26 protein-coding genes are annotated in these 25,130 nt (G+C 73.6%); 9 read left to right on the top strand and 17 right to left on the bottom strand.

Translation table 11 applies throughout. The features are described 5' to 3' along the window. On the bottom strand, positions 1-395 hold a 395-nt coding region (locus ACF07V_RS35200; RefSeq protein WP_392159749.1), incomplete at its 3' end, for an amidohydrolase family protein. A 339-nt stretch (positions 396-734) separates the two neighbouring features. Between ACF07V_RS35200 and ACF07V_RS35205 the strand changes: the two genes are divergently transcribed. Together ACF07V_RS35205 and ACF07V_RS35210 are read left to right on the top strand one after the other, a co-directional pair. Continuing rightward, positions 735-1,544, top strand: coding sequence for an IclR family transcriptional regulator (locus ACF07V_RS35205; RefSeq protein ID WP_369147381.1), 810 nt, complete (start codon positions 735-737; stop codon positions 1,542-1,544). Between the two features lie 7 nt (positions 1,545-1,551). Then, positions 1,552-2,148, top strand: a complete 597-nt coding sequence (locus ACF07V_RS35210; protein ID WP_392159750.1) for a hypothetical protein — start codon at positions 1,552-1,554, stop codon at positions 2,146-2,148. 136 nt (positions 2,149-2,284) lie between these two features. On the opposite strand, the gene ACF07V_RS35215 is transcribed toward ACF07V_RS35210, so the two are convergent. Together ACF07V_RS35215 and ACF07V_RS35220 are read right to left on the bottom strand one after the other, a co-directional pair. Next, on the bottom strand, positions 2,285-2,953 hold the full coding sequence (locus tag ACF07V_RS35215; RefSeq protein WP_392159751.1) for a response regulator: 669 nt from the start codon (positions 2,951-2,953) through the stop codon (positions 2,285-2,287). Next, on the bottom strand, positions 2,950-4,074 hold the full coding sequence (locus ACF07V_RS35220; protein WP_392159752.1) for a sensor histidine kinase: 1,125 nt from the start codon (positions 4,072-4,074) through the stop codon (positions 2,950-2,952). Before ACF07V_RS35220 ends, ACF07V_RS35215 begins: the two co-directional genes overlap by 4 nt. A 194-nt stretch (positions 4,075-4,268) precedes the next feature. Here ACF07V_RS35220 and ACF07V_RS35225 point away from each other — a divergent pair, with 194 nt between their 5' ends. Continuing rightward, positions 4,269-4,697, top strand: a complete 429-nt coding sequence (locus tag ACF07V_RS35225; protein WP_392159753.1) for a DUF6223 family protein — start codon at positions 4,269-4,271, stop codon at positions 4,695-4,697. A gap of 15 nt (positions 4,698-4,712) precedes the next feature. Here the strand turns inward: ACF07V_RS35225 and ACF07V_RS35230 are convergent, their stop codons facing one another. Both ACF07V_RS35230 and ACF07V_RS35235 read right to left on the bottom strand, forming a co-directional pair. Next, on the bottom strand, positions 4,713-5,393 hold the full coding sequence (locus tag ACF07V_RS35230) for an ABC transporter ATP-binding protein (RefSeq protein ID WP_392159754.1): 681 nt from the start codon (positions 5,391-5,393) through the stop codon (positions 4,713-4,715). Then, a complete protein-coding gene (locus ACF07V_RS35235; RefSeq protein WP_392159755.1) occupies positions 5,390-6,466 on the bottom strand; it encodes an ABC transporter permease in 1,077 nt (358 codons plus the stop codon). Before ACF07V_RS35235 ends, ACF07V_RS35230 begins: the two co-directional genes overlap by 4 nt. 112 nt (positions 6,467-6,578) lie before the next feature. Here ACF07V_RS35235 and ACF07V_RS35240 point away from each other — a divergent pair, with 112 nt between their 5' ends. Both ACF07V_RS35240 and ACF07V_RS35245 read left to right on the top strand, forming a co-directional pair. Beyond that, positions 6,579-7,748, top strand: coding sequence for a histidine kinase (locus ACF07V_RS35240; RefSeq protein ID WP_392159756.1), 1,170 nt, complete (start codon positions 6,579-6,581; stop codon positions 7,746-7,748). Positions 7,749-7,751: 3 nt separating this feature from the next. Next, a complete protein-coding gene (locus tag ACF07V_RS35245) occupies positions 7,752-8,378 on the top strand; it encodes a response regulator transcription factor (protein ID WP_351188462.1) in 627 nt (208 codons plus the stop codon). Positions 8,379-8,433: 55 nt separating this feature from the next. Here ACF07V_RS35245 and ACF07V_RS35250 read toward each other — a convergent pair whose 3' ends face one another. The 7 genes from ACF07V_RS35250 to ACF07V_RS35280 form a co-directional block, all read right to left on the bottom strand. Next, positions 8,434-8,658 carry a hypothetical protein gene (locus ACF07V_RS35250; RefSeq protein ID WP_392159757.1) on the bottom strand — a complete coding sequence of 75 codons (225 nt, stop codon included), beginning with the start codon at positions 8,656-8,658 and terminating at the stop codon, positions 8,434-8,436. 124 nt (positions 8,659-8,782) lie between these two features. Continuing rightward, entirely contained in the window at positions 8,783-9,394 is a 612-nt protein-coding gene (locus tag ACF07V_RS35255) for an amphi-Trp domain-containing protein (protein WP_392159758.1), read from the bottom strand. A gap of 2 nt (positions 9,395-9,396) precedes the next feature. Further along, positions 9,397-9,822 (bottom strand): hypothetical protein, encoded by a 426-nt coding sequence (locus tag ACF07V_RS35260; RefSeq protein WP_392159759.1) that lies wholly within the window; start codon positions 9,820-9,822, stop codon positions 9,397-9,399. A gap of 28 nt (positions 9,823-9,850) precedes the next feature. Next, the gene (locus ACF07V_RS35265; protein WP_392159760.1) at positions 9,851-10,309 is read right to left on the bottom strand and encodes an SHOCT domain-containing protein; all 459 of its coding nucleotides are present in this window, start codon (positions 10,307-10,309) and stop codon (positions 9,851-9,853) included. A gap of 67 nt (positions 10,310-10,376) precedes the next feature. Beyond that, positions 10,377-10,574, bottom strand: a complete 198-nt coding sequence (locus ACF07V_RS35270; protein WP_392159761.1) for a hypothetical protein — start codon at positions 10,572-10,574, stop codon at positions 10,377-10,379. Positions 10,575-10,709: 135 nt separating this feature from the next. After that, positions 10,710-13,373 carry a LuxR C-terminal-related transcriptional regulator gene (locus tag ACF07V_RS35275; RefSeq protein WP_392159905.1) on the bottom strand — a complete coding sequence of 888 codons (2,664 nt, stop codon included), beginning with the start codon at positions 13,371-13,373 and terminating at the stop codon, positions 10,710-10,712. A gap of 347 nt (positions 13,374-13,720) precedes the next feature. After that, positions 13,721-14,038 (bottom strand): DUF5955 family protein, encoded by a 318-nt coding sequence (locus ACF07V_RS35280; RefSeq protein ID WP_392159762.1) that lies wholly within the window; start codon positions 14,036-14,038, stop codon positions 13,721-13,723. A gap of 194 nt (positions 14,039-14,232) precedes the next feature. Between ACF07V_RS35280 and ACF07V_RS35285 the strand changes: the two genes are divergently transcribed. From ACF07V_RS35285 to ACF07V_RS35295, 3 genes are all read left to right on the top strand, one after another. Beyond that, on the top strand, positions 14,233-14,847 hold the full coding sequence (locus ACF07V_RS35285) for an NTP transferase domain-containing protein (protein ID WP_392159763.1): 615 nt from the start codon (positions 14,233-14,235) through the stop codon (positions 14,845-14,847). 224 nt (positions 14,848-15,071) lie between these two features. Further along, a complete protein-coding gene (aceB, locus tag ACF07V_RS35290) occupies positions 15,072-16,694 on the top strand; it encodes a malate synthase A (RefSeq protein WP_392159764.1) in 1,623 nt (540 codons plus the stop codon). A gap of 267 nt (positions 16,695-16,961) precedes the next feature. Next, a complete protein-coding gene (locus ACF07V_RS35295) occupies positions 16,962-18,107 on the top strand; it encodes a GDSL-type esterase/lipase family protein (RefSeq protein ID WP_392159765.1) in 1,146 nt (381 codons plus the stop codon). 12 nt (positions 18,108-18,119) lie between these two features. Here ACF07V_RS35295 and ACF07V_RS35300 read toward each other — a convergent pair whose 3' ends face one another. The 3 genes from ACF07V_RS35300 to ACF07V_RS35310 form a co-directional block, all read right to left on the bottom strand. After that, complete coding sequence (locus ACF07V_RS35300; protein WP_392159766.1) at positions 18,120-19,907, bottom strand: hypothetical protein; 1,788 nt, start codon at positions 19,905-19,907, stop codon at positions 18,120-18,122. A 51-nt stretch (positions 19,908-19,958) separates the two neighbouring features. Continuing rightward, a complete protein-coding gene (locus ACF07V_RS35305; RefSeq protein WP_392159767.1) occupies positions 19,959-21,026 on the bottom strand; it encodes a hypothetical protein in 1,068 nt (355 codons plus the stop codon). 96 nt (positions 21,027-21,122) lie between these two features. After that, positions 21,123-22,082 carry a fibronectin type III domain-containing protein gene (locus ACF07V_RS35310; RefSeq protein ID WP_392159768.1) on the bottom strand — a complete coding sequence of 320 codons (960 nt, stop codon included), beginning with the start codon at positions 22,080-22,082 and terminating at the stop codon, positions 21,123-21,125. A gap of 131 nt (positions 22,083-22,213) precedes the next feature. On the opposite strand from ACF07V_RS35310, the gene ACF07V_RS35315 reads away from it, so the two are divergent. After that, positions 22,214-23,026 carry a hypothetical protein gene (locus ACF07V_RS35315; protein WP_392159769.1) on the top strand — a complete coding sequence of 271 codons (813 nt, stop codon included), beginning with the start codon at positions 22,214-22,216 and terminating at the stop codon, positions 23,024-23,026. A gap of 16 nt (positions 23,027-23,042) precedes the next feature. Here the strand turns inward: ACF07V_RS35315 and ACF07V_RS35320 are convergent, their stop codons facing one another. Both ACF07V_RS35320 and ACF07V_RS35325 read right to left on the bottom strand, forming a co-directional pair. Continuing rightward, positions 23,043-23,699 (bottom strand): aspartate/glutamate racemase family protein, encoded by a 657-nt coding sequence (locus ACF07V_RS35320; RefSeq protein ID WP_392159770.1) that lies wholly within the window; start codon positions 23,697-23,699, stop codon positions 23,043-23,045. Between the two features lie 59 nt (positions 23,700-23,758). Continuing rightward, positions 23,759-25,108 carry a nucleobase:cation symporter-2 family protein gene (locus ACF07V_RS35325; RefSeq protein ID WP_392159907.1) on the bottom strand — a complete coding sequence of 450 codons (1,350 nt, stop codon included), beginning with the start codon at positions 25,106-25,108 and terminating at the stop codon, positions 23,759-23,761. Positions 25,109-25,130 lie beyond the last annotated feature (22 nt).

Consider the following 25,130-nt stretch of genomic DNA (forward strand, 5'->3'; position numbering starts at 1 on the left):
TCGGGCAGCGCGCCGCCCCAGAAACCGACGTCGACGTGCGCCTTGCTGCGGGCCACCTCCTGCTTGACCCGCAGGTTGTCCACCGTGGTGGTGGGAGGCAGCGAGTTGAGCGGCATGTCGAGCAGGGTGGTGATGCCGCCCGCGGCCGCCGCGCGGGTGGCCGTCCAGAAGCCCTCCCACTCGGTGCGGCCCGGGTCGTTCACGTGCACATGGGTGTCGACGAGACCGGGCAGGACCACGTCGTCGCCGACGTCCTCCAGACGGGCACCCGCGGGCACCTCGGCGTCGTGGGGCAGCACCGCCGCGATCGTCCCACCGGAGACGGCGACCGACGCCGGGCGCGTCCCCTCGGGGGTGATGACGCGTGTCGAGCGCAGGACCAGGTTGACGTCCACCCGTACCCCTATCTTCAAGCGATTCGCAGAGAGAGCACGCGAATTTCAACGAACTGTTGAAAAGGAGTCTTCACTTCCGGGCGACAGGTCGTCAAGGGCACACTTCCAGCATCGGCCGTCGGCGAACTCAACTTAGAGGTTTCCACAAAGTGGAATGAAAATTCCGTACAGTAGAACGTAGCTCCGCACATGCGGGCCAGACCCGGACCGCTCCGGGCCCGCGCCGACACCGGACAAACACCCCCTGACCGGCGCTGACGCCGATACCGGGACCGTGTGCCCCGGCCTGCGGCCCGGTAGGCTGCTGCCTTGCCCGCCTGCCCCGAAAGGACCGTTGACGTGCCGACGTCCAGCGCCAGCACCACCGACGCCGCCAAACCCGCCGCCGCGAGCGGGGGCGTCCAGTCCCTTGAGCGCGCCTTCGACCTCCTGGAGAGGATGGCCGACGCCGGGGGCGAGGTCGGGCTGAGCGAGCTCTCCGCCAGTAGCGGACTCCCGCTCCCCACCATCCACCGGCTGATGCGCACCCTCGTCGCCTGCGGCTACGTGCGCCAGCAGCCCAACCGCCGGTACGCGCTCGGCCCCCGGCTCATCCGGCTCGGCGAGTCCGCCTCCCGCCTCCTCGGCACCTGGGCCCGCCCCTACCTCGCGCGGCTCGTCGAGGAGACCGGCGAGACCGCGAACATGGCGCTGCTCGACGGCGACGAGATCGTGTACGTCGCGCAGGTGCCGTCCAAGCACTCCATGCGCATGTTCACCGAGGTCGGCCGCCGGGTCCTGCCGCACTCGACCGGCGTCGGCAAAGCACTCCTCGCGCACACCCCGGCGGAGGAGGTACGGGCGCTGCTCGCCCGCACCGGCATGCCGGCCGCGACCGAGAAGACCATCACCACGCCGGACGGCTTCCTCGACGCGCTCGTGGCGGTCCGCGAGACGGGGTACGCGGTCGACGACAACGAGCAGGAGATAGGAGTCCGCTGCCTCGCGGTCTCCGTACCGGACTCCCCCACCGCGGCGGCCATCTCCATCTCGGGCCCCGCCGGCCGGGTCACCGAGGCGGCCACCGAGAAGATCGTCCCGATCCTCCAGGAAGTGGCCCGCGAACTGTCGGCGGCCCTGGCGAACACCTCGGGCAACAACCAGGGCTGAGGTCGGCGTGGGGGTCGACATCGACGGTGTGATCGAGGTCCGCGAGCGCGACGGGCGCTGGCGGACCGCACTCGGCCTCCCGGAGTCCGCGCTCCGGCGCGACCGGCACGCCAGGGAGTGCCTCTTCGGCTACGGCGGGGCGCTCCAGGTGGAACGGCCCCTGTTCGACCGGCGCGGGATCCCGGACGACGCCTCGGAAGACGTCCCGGCGTACGACGAGCTGAGCCACAGCCACTCGTACGCCACCTGGGCCGAGGTCGCGGCCGTCGACTGGGACGGGCCGCTCTGCGACGGGCCCGACGGCAACCACGTCGGCGAATGGCGGCCGGGCCCGGACGGCGAACTCGTCCTCCACGCCGTGCCCGGGACGCCGATCGAGGTCCTCGACGCGGCGGAGGAGCTCTTCGGCGAGGACCTGATGCCGCACGAGTGGCCGCCGGGCGGCGAGGTCCCCTGGAACGGCGCCGTCTACCGCCCCGTGACCTGGACGCCCCGCATGTTCGTCCCGCCGGACGGCGACTGGGCCCCGGTGTGGACGGCGATGCGCGACCGGGCCGCCGTCCACGGCGACGAGAACGTCCGCCTGGTCGTCTGGTTCGGCTGACGCCCAACGTCGGGGCCGGGGATGCCGCGGCGATCCCGGCCCTCGCGTCGTACGGCCGGGCGTGCCGCGGCGATCCCGGCCTTCGCGTCGTACGGCCGGGGATGCCGCGGCGATCCCGGCCCTCGCTTTTCGTGGGTCAGGACCCGGGGGTGCGCGGCGCCACCAGGCCGGATTCGTAGGCCAGGACGACCAGTTGAGCACGGTCGCGGGCGGCGAGTTTGGTCATGGCCCGGTTCACATGGGTCTTCGCGGTCATCGGCGTGATCACCATGCGCTCGGCGATCTCGGCGTTGGACAGCCCCCGCGCGACCAGGACGACGGCCTCCCGTTCGCGGTTGGTCAACTCCTCCAGGCCGGCTCCGGCACCCGTCTCCGGCGGCTGGGCGACGTACCGGTCGATGAGCCTGCGCGTGATCGACGGTGCCAGCAGGGCGTCGCCCCGCGCGGCGACCCGCACCGCGTGCAGAAAGTCCTCCGGCAGGATGTCCTTGACCAGGAACCCGGCGGCGCCGGCACGCAGCGCGTGGAAGACGTACTCGTCCAGGCCGTAGTTGGTCAGGATCACCACGTGCACCCCGGCCAGAGCCGGCTCGGCGGCGATGCGCCGGGTCACCTCGACACCGTCCATGACCGGCATCCGGATGTCCACGAGCGCGATGTCGGGCATGCACTCACCCGCCAGGGCCAGGCCCTCCCCGCCGTCACCGGCCTCGCCCACCACCTGGATGTCGTCCTCCAGATCGAGGAGCGCGCGGAACCCGCTGCGGATGAGCGGCTGGTCGTCCACGAGCAGAACGCGGATCACGACGTCCGCTCCAGGGGGAGCCGGGCCCGGACGGTGAAGCCGCCCTCCGTCCGCGGGCGCGCGCTCAGCCCCCCGCCGAGGGCGGTGACCCGTTCACGCATCCCGAGCAGCCCCGTGCCGGGCGTCGGCGCGATGTCCGGCGCCGCCTTCCCGTCGTCGTCGACCCGTACGGTCAGGGCGTCGGGACGGCAGTCGATCCGTACCGAGGCCGTGGCCGCGTCCGCGTGACGGGCGATGTTGGTGAGCGACTCCTGAACGATCCGGTAGACGGTCCTGTCCACCGCGACCGGCACGTCCCTCCGCTCCCCCTCGATCGTCAGCGTGGCGTCCAGACCGGTCAGCCGGGCCCGGGCCACCAGGTCCGGAACGTCGTCGAGACCGCGCGGCGGGGCCGTGTCGTCGTCGCGCAGCGCCTCCAGGGTCGCCCGCAGTTCCCGGGTCGCCTCCCGCCCCGCCTCCTGGATCGCGAGCAGGGCCTCCGGCACCCGCTCGCCGCGCCGGCGGGCCACGTGGACCGCGACCTCGGACTGCACCTTGATGATCGAGATCTGGTGGGTGAGCGAATCGTGCAGCTCACGCGCGATGCGCAGCCGCTCCTCGTCCGCGCGGCGCCGCGCGGTCTCCTCCCGGGTGCGCTCGGCCTCGTCCGCCCGCCGCTCGGCCTGCCGCAGCGCCTCCCCCGCCGCCCCGGCCGCGACCAGCCAGGCCAGCTCCAGGGCGCCCCGGGCCCGCGCGAACGCCTCGCCCGTGTCGTGCAGCGAGGCCAGCGCCGCCACCGGGAGAGCGGCGAGCACGAGCAGGCTCACCGCGATCGTGACCGTGCGGTGCCCCGCCCGCACGGCCGCGTACACCGCGAACAGGTACGCGACGGCGGGCACGTCGAAACCGGCCGCCTGATAGCCCGCCGCACACAGACCGGTCACGACGAGGACGGGGACCGGAGCGCGGCGGCGCGCGGCGAGGGCAAGACCGCCGGCGACGAGGAGCGGGTAGCCGAGCAGGTCCAGACCCGTGCCGGCGTGCGGCCCGGACGCCCCGGCGGACAGCAGCGCCGCCGCCACACCGACGGCGATCACCCCGTCCACGACACCGTCCGGGACCTCGAAGCGTCCTCTGATCATGCGCGCACCCTAGCCGCGCGGGAGGCGTGGGCGGATCCCACTGACGGAGGAGCCGGCGCCTACCGCGGACGCGGTAGTCCCGCCGTTCCTGCCGCGTCCGCGGCAGCGCGAAGTGACCGCGTCCGCCGGACGACGCACGGCCGGTCCGGTGGACATCCTCGGAGGGTCCCGTCACCGAGGAGAAGGAGCACCTCATGTCCGTCCGCACCGTGCTCGCCCTGACCGGAGCCGTCGTGGTCGGCGGTCTCGCGTTCGCCGTGCCGGCGGCCGCGGACCCCGCCGTCCAGCCGGTCGCCGCGAGCGTCTACACCCTGAGCGCCGGCCGCGTCGCATCCTCGCTGGCCGCTGTGGTCGGCCTGGTCGGCACGGTCAACGGAGGCCTCGCCCTGGCCCGCACGACGGGCCGTGGCCACCTGCGCACCTGGGCCCGTCGGAACGGGGCCGTCACCGCCCTCGTCGCCGGGACGATCGCCGTGGTCGTCGGCGCGGTGGTCGCGGCCACCGCGGACGGGGGCCTCGGCACCGGCAACGGTCTCGGCGGCGCGTACGTCGCCGTGCTGGTGGGCCTGGCCTCGGTCGCCCTCGGGTGGCGGGCCCGCGCCCGGGCCCGCCGGGCCGGCTGAGTGCCCACTCGGGGCTCAGGCCGGGATCGACTCCGTCAGGCGGCCGTCCTGGACCGTCACCGTGCGGTCCGTGCGGGCCAGGTGCGTGCGGTCGTGGGTGACCAGGACCGTCGCCGTCCCCCGCTCCGCCGTCAGCGTGGCCAGGAGGTCCATGACCGCCGCCCCCCGCTCGTGGTCCAGGGCGCTCGTCGGCTCGTCGACCAGGAGCACGGACGGCTCGTTCATCAGCGCCCGCGCGATGTTCACCCGCTGCCGCTGGCCGCCCGACAGCTGGTGCGGCCGCCGGTGCGCCTGGTCCGCGAGGCCCACCGCGTCGAGCAGGTCCAGGGCCCGGCCCCGTACCGCCTTGGGCGAACGCTTCGACAGATGGGCCATCACCTGAAGCTGCTCCGCCGCGCTCAGCGAGGGCAGCAGATTCGGCTGCTGGAAGACGATCCCGATGTGCTCACGGCGCAGCTCCGCCTTGGCGGCGGCCGTCAGCGGCCCCGTGTCCGTACCGGCGACGACGACCCGCCCCTCGTCCGGGGTCACCAGGGTGGCGGCGACCGCGAGGAGGCTGGACTTGCCGGAGCCGGACGGGCCGACGACGGCCGTGAGCGTACCGGCGGGGACGGTGAGGGAGACGGCGTCGAGGGCGGTGAGCCGGCCGTCGCCGTCGGGGTAGGTGAGGGTGACGGCGTCGAGGACGAGGCTCATCGGGCGCTCCCGAGGGCGGTGAGGGGGTCGACGGCGGTGATCCGCCGGATGGACAGGGCGGCGCCGAGGACACCGAGGACGACGATCACGGCGGCCGGGCCGAGGACGGTGAGCGGCTCCAGGACGAAGGGCACGTTCCCGCCGCTGACGAGGGCACCGATGCCGACCGCGAGCGCGGTGCCGAGCAGGGTGCCGGCGGTGAGCATGAGGACGGCCTGCCCGAGGGCGTCCTTGAGGAGGTACGGGGTGGACGCCCCGAGCGCCTTGAGGACGGCGACGTCACCGCTGCGCTGGATGGTCCAGACGGTGAAGAAGGCTCCTATGACGAGCGCGGAGATGGCGAAGAGGAACCCGCGCATCAACTGCAGCGAACCGTTCTCCGCCTGGTAGGACCCTATGGCGGTGAGGGCTCCGTCGAGGGTGCGGGCCTCGGTGCCGGCGGCCTTGTCACCGGCCGCCCAGTCGGCACCGTCACCGCTCAGCGCGATCACGGTGGCCTGCTCCTGCGCGGCGGTGCCGCTCCGGCCGACCTTCTGCCAGTCGTCGAGGGAGGTCCACACCACGGGCGTGTGGCTGTACGAGGCATCGCCGGAGACCGCGGCGACGGTGACCTCCAGCGGACCGAGGCGGAGACTGTCTCCGACGCCCACGGCCAGCTCCTCCGCCGCCGACTCGGACAGGACGACCTTGCCCGCGCCGACCTTCGCGGGGGCGAGTCCGGCGTCCGGCTCCGAGCCGAAGGCGGAGACGGCGGCGGTGTGGTCACCGGCGGCGGCGTTGAGGGTACGGATGCCGAGCGGATCGGCCGCCGTCACCCCGGGCCGCTCCGCCCACCCGCGCCACTGCTCCTCCGTCACCGTCGAATTGGTGAAGGAGGCCGACTGCCCGGCCGGCGGCGCCGCGAAGGCCAGCCGGTCGGCGGGCAGGCCGGTGATCGCGGAGATGTTCTCTCGCGCGAGTCCGGCGGTCAGCCCGGACAGCAAACCCACGAGCAGGGTGATCAGCACGATCACCGTGCCCATGAGGGTGAAACGCCCCTTGGCGAATCTCAGGTCTCTCCATGCCACGAACATGCTGACCAGAGTGGTCCGCGAGGTACCCCGCGGGCATCGCGCCACGGATGGCTCCGGAATCAAACTTTCGGTTGAGTCCGGATTGTCGCCCGGTGTCTACGCTGGAGGGATCATGGATCCCCGCTCTCTGACCCCCGCCCTGCGCGCGCTGCGCCTCTGCCTGCACCTCCTCATGGCGGGCCTGCTCGTCCTGGCGGCGGTACGGGCGGACTCGACCGCCGGGACGGTCGCGGCGGTGGTCATGGGCGCGGTCTACGCGGCCGGCTCGTACCTGCCGTCCGTGCGGAGCTCACAGCGCGCCGCCGCGGTGTGGCTGGCGGTCCTCGGAGCGTCCTGGCTCGGCCTGCTCTGGCTCACCCCGGAAGCACTCTGGCTGGCCTTCCCCCTGTACTTCCTCCAGCTGCACCTGCTGCCCACCCGCTGGTCGCTGCCGGCCGTGGCCCTCACGGCGGGCGCGGCGATCCTCTCGTACGTGGGGCACGGCGCCGCGCTCAATCCGGGGGTCTTCATCGGGCCGCTGCTCGGCGCGGCGGTCGCGGTGGCGACGGTCCTCGGCTACCAGGCCCTCTACCGGGAGAGCGAGCGACGGCGCCGGCTCATCGAGGAGCTGATCGAGACGCGGGCCGAGCTGGCGGCGGCGGAGCGGCACGCGGGGACGCTCGCCGAGCGGGAGCGGCTCGCGCGCGAGATCCACGACACGCTCGCGCAGGGCCTGTCCTCGATCCAGCTGCTGCTGCGGGCGGCCGAGCGGGTGCTCCCGCCGGACTCCCCCGCCGCGGGCCACATCGGCCGGGCGCGCGAGGCGGCGCAGGACAATCTGGCGGAGGCGCGGCGCTTCGTCCGGGCGCTCTCGCCGCCGGACCTGGAGCACGGCTCCCTCGCCGCGGCCCTCGAGCGCCTGTGCGAGCCGGTCACCGGGCTGCCCGCGGCCGGGCCCCGGGTCCGCTTCTCCGTGAGCGGCACACCGGCGGAGCTTCCCACGCCGTACGAGGTGGCGCTGCTGCGGATCGCGCAGTCGGCGCTCGCGAACACGGTGCGGCACGCCTCGGCCTCGCGGGCCGAGATCACCTTGTCGTTCATGGACGCGTCGGTGACCCTGGACGTGGTCGACGACGGCCGGGGCTTCGACCCCGCCTCCGTCCGCCCGTCCTCCGACGGCGGTTTCGGGCTTCCGGCGATGCGCTCGCGGGCGGAGTCGCTGGGCGGCACGTTCACCGTCGAGTCGGCGCCCGGCCAGGGCACCGCCGTCGCCGTCTCCCTCCCTCTCCCCGCTGGAGCCTGAAGCATGACCATCCGACTCCTCCTGGCCGACGACCACCCGGTGGTACGGGCCGGCCTGCGCGCGGTCCTCGACACCGAACCGGACTTCGCCGTGGTCGCGGAGGCGGCCACGGCCGAACGGGCGGTGGAACTGGCCGCAGCCGGGGACGTGGACGTGGTCCTGATGGACCTGCAGTTCGGCGCCGGGATGCACGGTTCGGAGGCGACGGCGGCGATCACGGCGGCGCCGGGCGGGCCGAAGGTGCTGGTCCTGACGACGTACGACACGGACGCGGACATCCTGGCGGCGGTGGAGGCGGGGGCCTCCGGCTACCTCCTGAAGGACGCGCCGCCCGAGGAGCTGGCGGCGGCGGTCCGGACGGCCGCCGCCGGTCAGTCGGCCCTCGCGCCGGCGGTGGCGCACCGGCTGATGGACCGGATGCGGACCCCGGCGGAGGCCCTGACCAAACGCGAGCTGGAGGTCCTCCAGCTGGTGGGCGAGGGCCTGTCGAACCAGCAGATCAGCAAGGCGCTGTTCCTGAGCCAGGCGACGGTGAAGTCCCACCTGGTGCACATCTTCGCCAAGCTGGGCGTGGACTCGCGCACGGCGGCGGTGGCGGCGGCGACCGCCCGCCGGCTGATCCGGCGGTGACGACGAAGGCCACGACGGCCACGGCGACGACGGTCGGGACAGCCAGGACGGCCGGTCAGGCCATGGCGCCGTCCGGCCGGCCCTCCGCCGACGCCTCGGCCCGGGCGCTCATCAGGTCCTGGAAGGACCGCATGCACGACGGACAGTGCCGGTCCGTCCGCACCCCGTCCGCGCCACGGTCGACCGGCTGACCGCAGAGACTCCTGACCGCCTCCTTGGCGATCACGTGCCAGACCAGAAGGCCGCTGGAGTCGTCGGGCGCGATGTGCATCTCGTACATGGCAGGCTCCGTTCTCCGGGGTCCGGGTGTCCTGGTTCCACCCAACTCCCGCCCGGCCGCACCGGCACGGCAGCCAGGTCATGTGGGTGAAACAGGAGCACTCGGCCCCCCGAGAGCCCCCGGTTCACGTACGCTTCGCGGCGGCGCGCCCGGGCTTGGCGGCCTTCTTCGCCGCCGGCTTGGTCGTGGCCTTGACCTCGGCCTTCTTCGTCGGTGGCTTGGCCTTCGCCTTGACCACCGTCTTCTTCGCCGCCGCCGGCTTGGCCTTCGCGTCGACCACCGTCTTCTTCGCCGCCGCCGGCTTGGCCTTCGCGTCGACCACGGCCTTCTTCGCCGCCGCCGGCTTGGCCTTCGCGTCGACCACGGCCTTCTTCGCCGCCGCCGGCTTGGCCTTCGCCTTGACCTCGGCCTTCTTCGGTTCGGGCTTGGCCTTCGCCTTGACCTCGGCATTCTTCGGCTCCGGCTTCGCCTTGGCCTCGGCCTTCTTCGGCTCCGGCTTGGCCCTGACGCCGTCCGTCGGCCACTTCAGCTCGATCTCCAGCTCGATCTCGCCGTCGCCGACCTCGAACTCCACCTCCGTACGGACTTCGTCGGGAACCTTCAGGGTCAGCACACCCGGCCCCATCGGGAGGTCGACCTCGCCACCCTCCCTGAGCGCGGCGGCGAGCGCCTCCAGCTGGGCCGCGGCCTCCGTGCGGGACAGGGAGCTCTTCTGCTCGAACTTCAGATCGCTCATGGCTACCGCCCCACGCCCGTGTCCTCGCCCCGGTCGACACACAGGGCCCAGATGATGAAGCCGGACATCGCGATCACGATGACGGACCACCACGGGTAGTACGGCAGCGACAGGAAGTTGGCGATGATCACGAGTGCGGCGATACCGATGCCGCTGTACCGCGCCCAGGTCGCCGCCGTGAAGAGTCCGAAGCTGACGAGCACGGCGACGATGCCCAGGCCGAGGTGGACCCAGCCCCACCCGGTGAGGTCGAACTGGAAGACGTAGTTGCGCGTGGTGACGAAGACCTCGTCCTCGGCGATGGCCGAGATGCCGCGGAGGATGCCGAGCACGCCCGCGAGGGCGAGCATGACGGCGGCGAAGATCCGCAGGCCCCCGGCCCAGGCGTACTTGGCCGATGACGCGTGAGGGGTGTGCGTGGCGTTCATCTCGGTCTCTCCTTTCCTCGCACCCGTCTCACTGACGGGCGGTGGTGGTGCCGGCGGACGCGGGCCGGTCGTCGTTCAGGACGAGGCTCTTGGCCCGCTGGAACTCCTCCTCGCTGATGTCGCCCTTCGCCCGGAGGTCGGCGAGCCGGGAGAGCTCCTCGGCCCTGCTGGGACGGCTGTCACCGGCGGCGGTCTCGCGGACGTAGGCGTCGAAGGCCTGCTGCTTCTTGCGGGCGTGCTCGATCTCCCTGCCGCCCATGCTCTTGCCGCGGGCGATCAGGTACACGAACACACCGAGGAACGGCAGCAGGATGACGAAGACGAGCCAGCCGGTCTTGCCCCAGCCGTTCAGGGAGTCGTCACGGAAGATGTCGCCGATGATCCGGAAGAGCAGGATGAACCACAGGATCCACAGGAACAGCCAGAGCATGGTCCAGAACATGCCCAGCAGCGGATAGTCATAGGCGAGGTACGTCGGTGTGTCCATGTCCGTGCTCCGTTTCCGGGTCCTTGTCCCGTCGGGCTCCCGCCGGGGTCCCCCCTCGGTCGTTCCGTCATTCCGGCAGCCTCCGCAGTTCCACCACGTGCAGTCCGAGCGACTGGAAGCGGGCCAGCAGGCCGTAGAGGTGCGCCTCGTCGAGGAGAGGGCCGTACAGCAGTGTCTGGCCGGAGATCATCACGTGCTCCAGCTCGGGGAAGGATCCGATCAGCGCCTCCGACATGAGGCCGTCGACGCGGATCTCGTACTGCATGGCGCGCCCCTCCCGGGAGTGCCTGTCACCGGGCCGGTCGGCCCTTGCTCCCAGCGTCCGCCTCACGGTCTCCTCCTGCCTCACCCGCCGCGGGTGATCGTGGGGCGGTCCCCGCTCCGGCACCGGGCGTCCGGTTCACAGCAGCCGCAGCTCGCGGGCGCGGCGGACGGCGTCGTTGCGCCGGTGCACCGAGAGTTTTCGGTAGACGCTCTTCAGGTGGGTCTTCACCGTGTTCACCGACACGTACAGGTCGGCGGCGATGTCCTCGGTCGACATCGCCCGGGCGAGCCGCTCCAGGACCTCGCGCTCCCGCCCGCTGAGCTGCTCCAGCGGCGTTTCGGGTCCGGGTCCGGGTCCGCCCGGCGAGGGTGCCGGCGACTCAAGTCCTGGTACGAGCCATCCGGCGGCCAGCGCGCTGAGCGGGGGCTCCGCGAGGAAGGGCCCGATCCAGGGCCCGGCGTCCCGGAAGACGCGTCTGAGCTCCTCGCGGCGGCCCGCGACGAGCGCCTGCGCCAGCAGCCTGCGGGTGGTGGCGGTGTCTCCTTGGAGCGCCGCCGCCCGGGCCCGTACCAGCGCGGCCGGTACGGCCACCCCCGGTCCCCACCGCCCGTGGTCCGCGAGACCGTCGAGCAGGTCGAGGGCCGTGCCGGGGTCCCCGGCGGCGAGGTGTGCCCGCGCCGTGCCGACGGTGCACAGCGGCTGGTCCCCGGCGACCCGCCGGAGGACGTCGACGGCCGCGTCCGGACGGCCTTCGGTCAGGTGCGCGTCCGAGACGGCCAGCGCGGCACGCCCCCGCGCCCAGGGCGAGTCGTCGGCGGCGGGGACGGGGCGGGTCGCGGCGGTCAGAGCGGCGCTCGTACGGCCCCGGGCCCGCAGCACGTCGGCCGTGACGGCGTTTCTGGTCGCGGCCGCCACCGGATCCACCGGCGCCGGATCGGGCAGCTCGGCGAGGAGGGCCTCGGCCCGGTCCACGTCGTCCCGGCCGAGGGCGACCGCGGCCAGGACCAGCTGTCCGAGTCCGGAACCCCGCGGGGTGAGGCCGTACCGCTCGGCCTCGGCCGTCATCGCGAGGACCTTGCGTTCCGCCGCGTTCGGCCACCCGTCGAGGTGGTCGACGAGCGCCAGGAGTTCGAGCGCCTCCATCCGCGGGAGCACGGTGGACGCGGTACGGGGGGTGCGGGCCGCCAGGGTGAGGGCCTCCCGCGCCTCGTCGAGGCGTCCGGCCCACAGCCGGGACGAGCCCACGTGGGTGAGCAGCAGGGCGCCGAGTTCCGGGTGGCCGTCAAGGAGCCGGGAGGGCATCTGCCGCATGAGCCGGCGGGCCGACCGGGTGGCCTGTTCGGCCAGGTGCGCCGAGCCGGACAGCCGCCCGGCCAGTGCCCCGAGGAGGGCGCAGGTCAGCAGGGCCGCCGGGGAGCGGCACTCCTCGGCGGAGAGCTGTTCCGTCGCTCGGCGGAGGTGTGCGAGGCCTCTCTCGAGATCCGACCGGGACAGCTCGCACGCGGCGCGGACGAGGTTCGTGGCCGGGTCGGGTGTCTCGCCCTCCATGCCGGCGAACCAGTCCACCGGCTCTCCGGAGCCGGGGCCGGCGAGGAGCTGCCCGATCTCTCCGGAGCCCGGGCCGGTGAAGAGCTGCCCGATCGCGAGGTCCTCGACCAGGGCCCCGGCGATGTACGTCCAGTCCTGCGCGGCGGCGCCGTGGACCAGCATCTCGCGCAGTGTCCCGGAGCGCCGGAGCCAGTGCGCGGCGCGCCGGTGCAGCCGGGTTTCGAGGCCGGGGGCGCGCCGGCGCAGATGGGCCCGGAGGATCTCCCGGAACAGCGGATGGAGCCGGTACCAGCTGTGGCCGTAGTCCTCGACGAAGGCGTTCGCGCGGTGCAGTCCCGCCAGGATCGTCGCGGCGTCGCGCCGCCCGGTCAGCTCGTCCGCGAGGTCGGGACAGAAGCGGTCCAGGACGCTGATCCGCAGCAGCAGGTCCTGGGTCTCGGGGGGCTGCCGGTCCAGCACCTCGGCGAGCAGGAAGTCGGCGATGGTGCTCCGTCCCGCCTCGAACTGCTTCAGATAGAGCTCGGGGTCCGGGCTCGACCGCGCCGCGAGGGCGCTCAGCCGGAGGCCGGCCGCCCAGCCACGGGTGCGCTCCACCAGTGCCCGGGCCACCGGTACGGACAGCGAAAGACCGTGCAGTTCGAGGAGGTCGACCGCCTCCTCGGTGGTGAAGGCCAGCTCCGCGTCCCGGATCTCGGTCATCTCACCGGCGATGCGGTAGCGGTGGAGCGGGAGGAGGGGCTCGCTGCGGCTGACGAGGACGAGGCGCAGTCCCGGGTTCGCGTGCCGCAGGACGAACTCCAGCTGACGCGCGAGCTCGGGGTCGGCCACCTGGTCGAACTCGTCGATCACCACGACGACGGGCCGGTCGCGCCCGGCGAGTTCCGAGGCGATCCTGCTCAGGAGCGTGTGATGGACGCGGGTCGCGTCGGCGGGGAAGCCGATCGCGGCGGGTACGGGTACGCCGCCGGCGTTGAGGGCCTGGAGCAGATGGGCCCAGAACATTCCGGGGCCGTCCACGGCCGCGTCGAGCGTCAGCCAGGCGACCGGCTGTCCGAGGTGCGCGGCCCAGTCCGCGACCAGGAGGGTCTTGCCGGCTCCCGCGCTGCCGTTGACCACGGTCAGCGGGGTCAGCAGGGCCTGCCCGAGGTGCTCGACCAGCCTGTCGCGGCGCAGAAACGTGCCGGGGCGACCCGGCAGGGCGAATCGCGTCCGCAGGAACGGATCTCCCAGCGGGTCGGAGCCGCCGGGGATGCGTGTCGGCAGGAACGGATCACCCAGCGGGTCGGAGCCGCCGGGGATGCGTGTCGGCAGGAACGGATCACCCAGCGGGTCGGAGCCGCCGGGGATGCGTGTCGCCAGGAACGGATCACCCAGCGGGTCGGAGCCGCCGGGGAGCGGGATGTCCCGCTCGTCCTCGTCACCCGTGGCCGCCACGGCCACCACCACCTTCCGGACGGCCCCGCCGTGGCGGGGCCTCCCCTCAGGATGGAAGTCTTCTCCCCGGTTCGGCCACCGCACAGGGCCCCGGAAACCCCTCCGGGGTACCCGAAGGTCCCCTCCGGGTACCCGGAGGTCCCGGCCCGGGAACGGGTGGCCGGCTACTGCCCGGGCCGCGGGGGCCCGAAGAGCTCGACGGCCCGCCGCACGCCGGCGAGTCCCTCGGCGAGGGCGCTGACGGAGCCGACGGAACCCGCGACGAGCAGCAGGGAACGGCGCAGCCGCCGCACCTCGGGGTCGCCGCTGAGCGCCATGGCGTCCAGGGCGGCGAGCTCGTCCTCGGCGATGCCGCGGTCGGCGAAATCGACCCGGAGCGCGGCCAGTTCGCGTCGGAGCCGGGACACGGCGGACCGCAGTTCGACCACCCTGGGGTCCACGCCCTCGCCGGTCACTCGCCTCTGCCCCACGCTTCGCAACATGGTTCTCCCCCCGCACGACACCGTGCGCAGAACTCCGTACGACGAACACTCCGGGCATCCCGAGCCGATCCCCCGAACGGCGGGCGGCGCCCTGAGTCGCGGGTCAGTTAACTCCTTCGCCACCCCCCGCGCCACCCTTGGTGGCCGGAATTCAGGCGACCGTGTGATTCCGACCCATGAGGTATGCAGTCCCCATGACAAGTACAGAAGATCGAACCCCCGTCGTCGCCGGACTGCTGCTCGCCGCCGGAGGCGGGAGGCGGCTCGGGGGGCGGCCGAAGGCCTTGCTCCCGCACCGGGGGCGGCCGCTGGTCGAGCATGCCGTGGGGGTGCTGCGCGCGGCCGGGTGCGAGGTGGTGCACGTGGTGCTCGGGGCGGCGGCCGGGACCGTACGGCAGCGGGCGGAGTTGTCCGGATGCGTGCTGGTGGACAACCCGGAGTGGGCGGAGGGGATGGGGTCCTCGCTGCGGGCCGGGCTCGACTCGCTGGCCGCCGATCCGCGGGGCGTGGACGCGGCGCTCGTGCTCCTGGTCGACCAGCCGGGGATCGGCGCGGAGGCCGTGGCCCGGGTCCGGGCGGCGTACGGCTCACGGGATTCGCTGGTGGCGGCCTCGTACGACGGGGTGCGCGGCCATCCGGTGCTGTTCGGCGCCGGGCACTGGGCGGGCATCGCGGAGACGGCGGTGGGCGACCGGGGGGCGCGGGACTATCTGGCGGCTCATCGGGATGCGATCACCCCGGTGGACTGTTCGGATGTGGCCGAGCCCTATGACATCGACACGGAGGCGGATCTGTCGCACCTGGAGTGAACGGGATGGCACCCAGCGCCATGTTCTGTCGATCCGGAGAATCTCGACATCAACAAACCATTGAACTTCCACCATGAGGAAACTAGTATCCACTGTTCAGAAGCCCTGCTAGCTCAGAGGGCGCTCGCGGCCGTATCTCGGCGCCTGCGGCACTCCGTGCCGTCCCGTGACGCCCGGCGGCCGCCTGGCACGCCCGTGAAGTCCGCTGAAGGAAGTGACAGTTCATGTCCGCACCAGCGCCGTCCCCCCTGGCCGTCGTCGATGCCGAGCCCCTCCCGCGTCAGGAGGAGGTGCTCACCGAGGCCGCCCTGGCCTTCGTCGCCGAACTGCACAGGCGGTTCACCCCGCGCAGGGACGAGCTCCTCGCCCGACGGGCGGAGCGTCGCGCCGAGATCGCCCGTACGTCCACCCTGGACTTCCTTCCGGAGACCGCCGCGATCCGCGCCGACGACTCCTGGAAGGTCGCGCCGGCCCCGGCGGCCCTGAACGACCGCCGTGTCGAGATCACCGGCCCGACCGACCGCAAGATGACGATCAACGCGCTCAACTCCGGCGCGAAGGTCTGGCTCGCGGACTTCGAGGACGCCTCGGCGCCGACCTGGGAGAACGTGGTCCTCGGCCAGGTCAACCTGATCGACGCGTACACGCGCCAGATCGACTTCACGGACCCGAAGTCGGGCAAGTCGTACGCCCTGAAGCCGGCCGATCAGCTCGCCACCGTCGTCATGCGGCCGCGCGGCTGGCACCTGGAGGAGCGTCACCTCACCTTCGACGGACGCCCGGTGCCCGGCGCGCTCGTCGACTTCGGTCTCTACTTCTTCCACAACGCCCAGCGCCTGATCGACCTCGGCAAGGGCCCGTACTTCTACCTCCCGAAGACGGAGTCGCACCTGGAGGCCCGCCTCTGGAACGACATCTTCGTCTTCGCGCAGGACTACGTCGGCATCCCGCAGGGCACCGTCCGCGCCACGGTCCTCATCGAAACCATCACGGCCGCGTACGAGATGGAGGAGATCCTCTACGAGCTCCGCGACCACGCCGCCGGCCTGAACGCCGGCCGCTGGGACTACCTGTTCTCCATCGTCAAGAACTTCCGTGACGGCGGAGCCAAGTTCGTCCTGCCGGACCGCAACGCGGTCACGATGACCGCCCCGTTCATGCGCGCGTACACCGAACTCCTCGTCCGCACCTGCCACAAGCGCGGTGCGCACGCCATCGGCGGCATGGCGGCGTTCATCCCGTCCCGCAAGGACGCCGAGGTCAACAAGGTCGCGTTCGAGAAGGTCAAGGCCGACAAGGACCGCGAGGCCGGCGACGGCTTCGACGGCTCCTGGGTCGCCCACCCCGACCTCGTCCCGATCGCGATGGCCTCCTTCGACGCCGTCCTCGGCGACAGGCCGAACCAGAAGGACCGCCTCCGCGAGGACGTCTCCGTCGCGCCCGGCGACCTCATCGCCATCGACTCGCTCGACGCGAAGCCGACGTACGACGGCCTCCGCAACGCCGTGCAGGTCGGCATCCGCTACATCGAGGCCTGGCTGCGCGGCCTCGGCGCCGTCGCCATCTTCAACCTGATGGAGGACGCGGCCACCGCCGAGATCTCCCGCTCCCAGATCTGGCAGTGGATCAACGCGGGCGTCGTCTTCGAGAACGGCGAGACCGCCACCCCGGAGCTGGCCCGCAAGGTCGCCGCCGAGGAGCTCGCCGCGATCCGCGCCGAGATCGGCGACGAGGCCTTCACGGCCGGCAAGTGGCAGCAGGCCCACGACCTGCTCCTGCACGTCTCCCTCGACGCGGACTACGCGGACTTCCTGACGCTTCCCGCGTACGAGCAGCTGGTCGGCTGACTCGATCCGGACGGCTGATTCGGCTGCCCGCACAGCCGCCGACAGCAACCTGAACAGGGCTTCGTCCCCGGTGTCGCACAGCACCGGGGACGGGGCCCTGTTCCCGTTCCCATGATCACTCCGGCGACTTCCTGTGATCACACAGGTGACGTGACGCAACCGAGATATGCAGCTACCTAGCGGTAACAAGCCGGGGCGTGCGAGATTCCGCCATGCCACCGGCCGGCGGCTGTCCCCCACGTCACTGCGTACCGCAGGAGCACAGCCATGCCTTCGACCCCCCACCGTGCGCTGCGCGCACTCCTGGCACTGTGTACCGCCGCCGGGCTCGCCTCCGTCGCCGTCCCGGCAGCCCACGCCGCCCCCGGCGCGGGCCCCACCGCCGTCGTCGCCATGGGCGACAGCTACATCTCCGGAGAGGCCGGCCGCTGGCAGGGCAACAGCCTCACCAACTCCGGCAGCCGCAACGGCACCGACCGCGCCTGGACCGGCAGCGCCTACGACCCGTCCCGGGTGTACGGCGGCACCGCAGGGGGCTGTCACCGCTCGGACACCGCCGAGGTGAAGAGCGCCGGTGCGATCGCGAGCTCCCTGATCAACCTCGCCTGCTCCGGGGCGACCACGGAGAACGTCTTCCGCGCCTCCCAGGGCGGCCAGGCCTTCAAGGGCGAGGCGCCCCAGGCCGACCAGCTGGCGGCCGTCGCCGCCGCGAACGACGTCAAGCTGATCGCGCTGTCCATCGGCGGCAACGACCTCGGCTTCGCCGACATCATCTCCACCTGCGCGACCGACTACATCGTCTGGTACTCGTACTGCCACGACGACCAGCAGGCCGAGGTCGACGCGAAGATCGACGGTGTGATGGCCGACGTCGGCCGGTCCGTCGACGAGATCCGGGCGGTCATGACCTCCGCCGGATACGCCGCCTCCGACTACCGGATCGTGCTCCAGTCGTACCCCTCCCCCATCCCGCGCGCCGCCGAGAACCGGTACGGCGAGAGCGGCTGGGCCCGTACGAACACCGGTGGCTGCCCCTTCTGGAACGCCGACTCCGACTGGGCCCGCGACTCCCTCGTCCCCCAGATCGCCGACCGTCTCAAGGGTGTCGCCACGGCGAAGGGCGTGCAGTTCCTGGACCTGCGGGACGCGCTCCAGGGCCGTGAGGTCTGCGCGAAGGCGAGCAAGCAGGTGACGTCGACCGTGCCGCCGTCGGCGACGACGAGCGAGTGGGCGCGCTGGATCGACAGCCAGAGCACCCAGGGCCTCGTCCAGGAGTCGATGCACCCCAACGCCTACGGCCAGCAGGGCTTCGGCCGCTGCCTGGCGCTGATCTACGCCCGCCCGACGGGGCACCAGAGCTGCCGGAACACGGCCGGGTCGGGACCCTCGGGGATGTATCTCACGGCGGGGTGACGCCTGCCGGGCTCACGGGAGGGCGATGCCGAGCGGGCGGAGGACCCGCTCGGTCTCGTGCCGGTCCGCCGCCGCCATGGCGCGGACCAGGGCGGCGGAGCCGCCCGGCCAGGCGGCCGCCGCCGTGTCGAACGCGGCCCGGCGGGACTCCAGGGGCCCCTTCTTGGCGGGCAGCGCGTCGAGGACGTGCAGGGCCCGTGCCGAGGTCCGCACCTGGATCGGGTCCGCCTCCTCGTCCCTGTCCCGCAGGACATCGAGGGCGTAGGCGCCGATGACCGGATCGCGGAGGGCGCCCCGCAGGGCCTCGGGCGGTGCGCCGGCCGTGTCCAGGGCGGCGAAGAGACCGCGGGTGGCGGCCGCCTCGGCGGTCCCGGAGTGGACGGTGCCGAGGGCGGCGAGCAGCTGCGACCAGGCGTCGGCGGTGTCCGCGCGCGCGTGGAGCCAGTCCGTGAGTACGCGCGCGGCGACGGACGCGGACCAGCCACCGGCGGCGGCGACCACGTCCCGCGCGGTCCAGGCGGTGGCCTCGCCGGCGTCGGGGGCGGCGACCCCGCGCACTCCGAGCAGATAGCGCACGACGCCCGCGCCGCGCGGGGTGAGCCCGAAGGCGTCCCCGGCGCGGAAGACCAGGCCGGTGGCGGCCAGGCGGTCGAGGACGGCGGCGAGGTCGCGGGCCGGTCCTTCGAGCCGGGCGCGGTCGGCCTCGTTCAGCTCCGCCGTGCCGAGGAGCCGTACGAGCTCCGGCACGGGCGGGGCGGTGTAGGTGTCGGGTGCCGTGTCCGGCACCACCACGGGCAGGTCCTCCAGGGCCGGGTCGACGGACCAGTCCTCGTACTCGGCGGCCTTGCGGGCGACGGAATCGGCGGAGCAGCCGCGCTGGTACACCGCGTACAGCAGGTGCGGCGCCTCGCCCCCGTAGGGCTCGAACTCCTCCTCGGCGAGCTCCTCGACGGCGGCGATGAGGGTGTCGGCGTCCTCCTCGACGGGCCCGGCCTCGATCGCGGGCGGCGGGGGTACGGGGGCGGCGGGGTCCCCGTAGTAGTCCAGGTGCTCGTCGAGGAGGGCGTCGGCGAGGACGAGGTGGGGGAAGGCGTCGGGTCCGGGTGCGAAGCGCGCGTACGGGCCGGCGAGCTGTTCGGCGAGCCCGGCGGCGGTCCAGCGGTCCTGGAGCGCGGCGGCGAGCTGCCCGATGCCGGTCGCGACGGCGTGGTCGGTGAGCAGCGGACCCACGGCCGGCGGCGCCTCGGCGTCCCGTACGTACGCGCGCGTGAGCGCCTCGGCGAGCAGGACGTCGGCGAGGGCCGTCCGCCCCATGAGGTGGGCGGGGCGCACGCCGTCGGGGAGCGGTGCGCCGTCGAGGGCGGCGAGCCTGCGGCGTACGTCCTCGGGGTCGGCGAGGTCGGCGCCGACGGTCCGCAGGAGCGAGGCGTACCAGCGGTGCCAGGTGAGGTTTCCGGGGTCGTTCATCGCGCGTACGAAGTCGGGCGCGGACTCGGCGACGACCACGGCGATCCGCTCGCGCCGCCCGCCGTCGAACCGCCCGGCGAGGACGCCGAGCACGGCCGGATAGGCGGCGAGCTCGCCCGGCGGCGCGTACACGAAGATGGGCAGGTCCTCCACCAGGAGCTGCCGCACGAGCCCGGGCGTCGGCTCGGGCACCCCGGTCGCCCGGTCGGCGCCGCGCAGGGCGAGCAGTCCCAGGACCGCCTCGGCGGCCCGTACGAACGCGGGGTCACGGCGCTCGGGCGCTCCGTCGAGGAAGCTGTCGAGCCCGGTGTTGGTGAGAACGGTCCCGGCCACGCTTCCCAGGGTAATTCCGGGGAGCCGGTTCCGGCGGGCAAGGACCATGGGTCAGGAGTGTCGCCGCAGTTCACGGGCGACGTGGGTCAGGTGCTGGAGGTGGCCGGCGCAGATCCAGAGGTCGGGGTGCCCGGTGCCGCGCAGGCCCCTGCCGTCGGCGCACGCCCGGAGCCAGCGGTCCCCCTCGCTGTACCGCGCTCCCCGGAACTCCGGGGAGGTGACGATCTCGCGGGCGAGCGCGCGGACCCTGAGGTGGTGCCCCGACTCGGGCGGGACCTCGCCGATGAGAAAGGTCTGTTCGCCGGTGTAGCGCAGGGCCCCGCAAAAGGGGTCGTCCCCCGTGTCGGAGACCCGGTCGGCACTCGCGGCGTCGTGTGCCCCGTAGTCGCCGTGGAGGGGGCGCGGACCGGGGCCGCGGCCGGCGCGGCGGACCAGGTCGGCCAGGAGGCGGTCGGCCCGGCAGGTCTCGGCCAGGGGTGCCCCGTACGCCTCGGGGCGGGTGCGGGGGAAGGCGCCGGCCAGGAGCACGACGGTGCGCCAGGGGTGGAGGGGGCCGAGGAGGTTCAGGGTGCGGAGCGCCGCGTCGTCCGCGCCCCGGCCCTCGTCGACCGCGCCCAGGTCGACGAGGAGGTCCAGTGGGCACCGTGCGAACGCGATCCGCTTCAGGAGGCGGCAGAGTGCCTCCGCCGTCGTTTCGCCGGTGCTCCGGCGTACCCGGATACCGAGGCCGGTGCCACCGGCCCGGGCCGCCTCGGCGCAGGCCATCTGCCGGCCGGTGTCGCGTTCGATGCCGGTGACGGGCCGCAGTGGGGGCCGGACGGCGCCGAGGCCGGGGAAGCCCGGTTCGCGCTCGACGTGGCAGGTGTCGACCCAGGCGGGCCGGTCGCGCTGGACCCGCGCGATGAGAGCCAGGGCGTCGCGCGCGTGGCGGGCGAGAGCGGCGGGGTCGGGGTCGAGGGGGTGGGACGACGGGCGTGCGGGGGTCCGTTCGCGGCCGACGCGCGGTGGGACGGTCCAGAGTGGCGCCACGACGGCGCGGACGTCCGGCGCCAGCCGGTCGTACGCGGCGAGCGCGCTCCGTCGGGCGGGCAGCGCGGGTACGTAGATCGGCTCGGTCATCGGCGCCCCCCAGCGGCCTGTCGCATCCCCTCCTGGCAGGGTGAGGTGCCGTCAGGTGGCGCGAAAGGGTGCGATTCCGGCCAGGCGGACGGCGGTTCAGCGCACCACCACCGTCCTCGGCGCCGAGAAGTCGCCCCAGGTGCCGTCCGGGAGCCGGGCGCGGAGGGTGAGGGTGTAGCGGGTGCCCGGGGGGTCCTGGACCGCGAAGGTGTAGGTGGCGCGGCCGGGGGGCGGAGTGGTGCCCCAGACGATGGTGGTGGCGAAGCGGCCGTCGAGGTGGAGTTCGTGGTGGGTGACGGGGGCGCCCGTGTGCGGCGGGGTCCAGGTGAGGGTGATCTCGCCCTTTCCGGCCGTGGCCGTGAGGTTCCTCGGAGCGGTGTTCGGCGGGGCGCCCGGGGAGGGGGCGGTGGTGAGGTCGGCCGGGGGGCTGTCCGGGGAGGAGTTCTCGGCGGCGTCGCGGGCGCGGAGGGTGAACGCGTAGGCGGTGCCGGGGCGCAGGCCGGTGAGGTGGGCTGTGGTGGCGGTGCCGGGGACGGTGTGGATGCGGGTGTCGGCCTGGTAGACGTCGTACGCGGTGACCCGGGTGTCGTCGCGGGCGGGGGCCCAGCGGAGGGTGGCGGCGCGGCTGCCGTCGGCGGTGACGCGGAGGGCCGTCGGGGCGGTGGGGGGCGTGCGGTCCTCGGCGGCGGCGCGGAGGGTGGTGGCGGTGACGCCGGCGCTGGGGGGTGAGACGTTGCCGGCGGCGTCGCGGGCGCGGACGGTGAAGCGGTGGCGGGTCGCGGGGGTGAGGCCGACGACGTCGGTCATCAGGGTGGTGGCGGGGAGGTCCTTGACCTTGCGGCCCTCGCGGTAGACGGAGTATCCGGTGACGGCACGGTCGTCGGTGGCCGCGCTCCACATGACGTGGACGGTGCCGGCGCTGCCCGCCGTGGCGGTGACTCCGGTGGGGGCGGTCGGCGCCCGGGTGTCCTCGGGTGCGGGGGCGGCTGCGCCGGAGCAGGCGGTGAGGGCGAGCGCGAGCGCGGTCAACAGGCTTGCGGCGAGCGGGCGTTGCACGGGCCGGCCTCCGTCCGTCGAAAAGGTCCAGACCTATATCGCACAGCCGGTGCCGGCTCGGCAAGGGGGCGTTGTCAGTGGGGTGCGCTTCACTGGAATCGTCACGCTCCGTAGTCGATCGAGGGGGAATCATGACGGACCGTACGACCTATGTGACGCTCGCCGGGGTGCGCCGGCGCGGCTGGACCGACGCGATGGTGCGGGATCTGCTGGGCACGCCCGATGTGCAGGGGCGCGACCCGCGCCGCTGGTCCCTCGCGCCCGTGCGGCTCTATCTCCTGGCCCGGGTGGAGACGGTGGAGCGGACGCCCGAGTTCACACGGACGGCCGCGCTCTGCCGGTCCCGGGCCTCGGCCGCCGGGGTCCATGCCGAGCGGCGGCGGGCCGCCGTCCTGACCGCGATCCGCGCGGAGCCGATCGAGGTGCCCCGGCTGCCCGGGCCGGAGCTGGAGCGGCGGGCGGTGCGGCACCGGCACCTGCTGGGGGCCCGGAGTCCGGGGCCGGATCCCACCGCGGCACGGGCCGGCTCACCGGATCCCGCCGCGGCTCGGGCCGGCTCACCGGATCCCGCCGCGGCACGGGCCGGCTCACCGGATCCCGCCGCGGCACGGGCCGGCTCACCGGATCCCGCCGCGGCACGGGCCGGCTCGCCGGATCCCGCCGCGGCTCGGGCCGGCTCACCGAAGCCCGCCGCGGCTCGGGCCGGCTCGCCGAAGCCCGCCGCGGCACGGGCCGGCTCGCCCTCCGGGGCCTTGGTGCGGTGGCAGGTGAGCTATCTGCGGCACGCCCTCTCGCGGTACGACTCCCTGCTCGACGGCTTGTACGGGGAGACCGGGCGGGGCGAGGCCGAACGGCTGCTGAGGCGGCGGTTGTACGAGGCGATCGCCTCCGTCTACCCGTCGCTGGCCGGGGAGTGCCTCCGGCGGATCGCGGTGGAGGGGTGAGGACCGTCGGCCGCTGTCAGCCCGTCAGCACGTGGGTGATCGCCCGGCAGGCCGCCGGGATCGGGGCGACGACGCGGACCGCGCAGCGGGAGTGGAGCTCCTCGGCCGCCTCGCCGAGCGGGCCGCCGCCGATGACGACCGCGCGGGCGCCGTCCCGTTCCGCGCAGGCGCGGACGGCACGTTCGAGCCGGTCGAGGAGGACCGCCGGGTCGGCGGAGAGCCGTTCGGGAGTGCCGGCGGTGAGCCGGAGGCCGGTGTACCGGTCGGCGAGGCCGAGGGCGGTGACGCGTGCGTTGATGGCGTCGGCGAGGAGCGGGGTGGTGGTGGCGATGCCGAAGGGGACCCCGTCGGCGGCCGCTTCCAGGAGCGCCGCCTCGCCGAGGCCGACCACCGGGATCCCGGTCCCCGCCGTCGCCGCGCGCAGCTCGGCCAGGCCCGGGTCGCCGAAGGCGGCGACGAGGAGAGCGGCGCAGTCGCCCTCGGCCGTGGCGCGGAGGCCGGCGGCGAGGACCTCGGGTGCGGCGGCCCGCAGCGCCTCCGGGTCGGTGAGCATGCGCGGCCCCCGGGCGGCGGTCACCCCCCGGGCCGGGAGGGCGGGCCCCAGGGTGCGCCGGGCGATGGCGGTCATCATCGCGGTCGTGGCGGTGGAGGTGTTGGGGTTGACCAGCACCACGGCCCCGGGCCCCGCGGCGTGCGCGGGGACCGGGGCGGGCGGTGGGACGAGGAGCGGGTTCAGTGGGCGTGCGCCGCCTTCGCGCCGGCGGTGCCGGAGATCTCCTCGCCGGGCTCCATGGGAGCGGTGACCTGGTCGGCGTCGCGACCCCGGCCCAGGTGGTTGAAGACCACGTTGAGCAGGACGGCGGCGACGCAGCCGGTGGAGATGCCCGAGTCCAGGATGATCTGGGCGGTCTCCGGGAAGGCGTGGTAGAACTCCGGCTTCGTGATCGGGATGATGCCGACGGCCAGGGAGACGGCCACGATCAGCACGTTGTTGTCCTTCTCCAGGCCCGCCTTGACCAGGGTCTGGATGCCGCTGGCGGCGACCGAGCCGAAGAGGACCACACCGGCGCCGCCGAGGACCGGCCGGGGCACGACCGAGATGAGCGAGGCGGCGACCGGCGAGAGGCCCATCAGGACCAGGAAGCCACCGCCGCAGGCGACGACGAAGCGGCTGCGGATCCGGGTCATGGCGACCAGGCCGATGTTCTGCGCGAAGGCGCTGCACATGAAGCCGTTGAAGAGCGGGCTCAGCGCGGAGCCGAGGGTGTCGGCGCGCAGTCCGGCGGCGATGGTCTTCTCGTCGGCGGGCCGCTCCACGATCTCGCCGAGTGCCAGCATGTCGGCGGTCGACTCGGTCATGGAGACCAGCATGACGACGCACATGGAGATGATCGCGGCGAGGGCGAACTGCGGGGCGCCGAAGTGGAACGGGGTCGGGAAGCCGACGATGTCGGCCTCCTTCACCGGGCTGAAGTCCGTGACGCCGAAGGGTATGGCGATGAGCGTGCCGAGGACGAGACCGACCAGGACCGCGACCTGCTTGAGGAAGCCGCGGGTGAAGCGGCGGAGCAGCAGGACCACGACGAGCGTGATGCCGGCGAGCGAGAGGTACGTGGTCGAGCCGTAGTCCTCGGCCTTGGGATTGGGCCCCTGGGCCCAGCCGAACGCGACCGGGAGGAGGGAGACACCGATGAGGGTGATCACGGTGCCGGTGACGACCGGCGGGAAGAACCGCACGAGCCGGGAGAAGAAGGGGGCGGCGGCGAAGCCGAGGAGTCCGGCGACGATGATCGCGCCGAAGATCACGGGGAGCGCGTCGGCCTTGTTCTCGGTGGTGTCGACGATCGCCAGCATGGGCGCGACACCGGCGAAGGTGACGCCGTTGACGAACGGCAGCTTGGCGCCGATCTTCCAGATGCCGAGCGTCTGGAGGAAGGTGGCGAGGCCTGCGGTGAAGAGGCTCGCGCCGGTGAGGAAGGTCAGTTCGGTGCCGGAGAGGCCGACGGCCGCTCCGACGATCAGGGGCGGGGCGACGACGCCCGCGTACATGGCGGCGACGTGCTGGAGGCCGCTGGTGAGCATCTTCAGTGGGGGCAGCGTCTCG

This window comes from Streptomyces sp. NPDC015661, from assembly GCF_043077765.1.
Classification (GTDB): Bacteria; Actinomycetota; Actinomycetes; order Streptomycetales; family Streptomycetaceae; genus Streptomyces.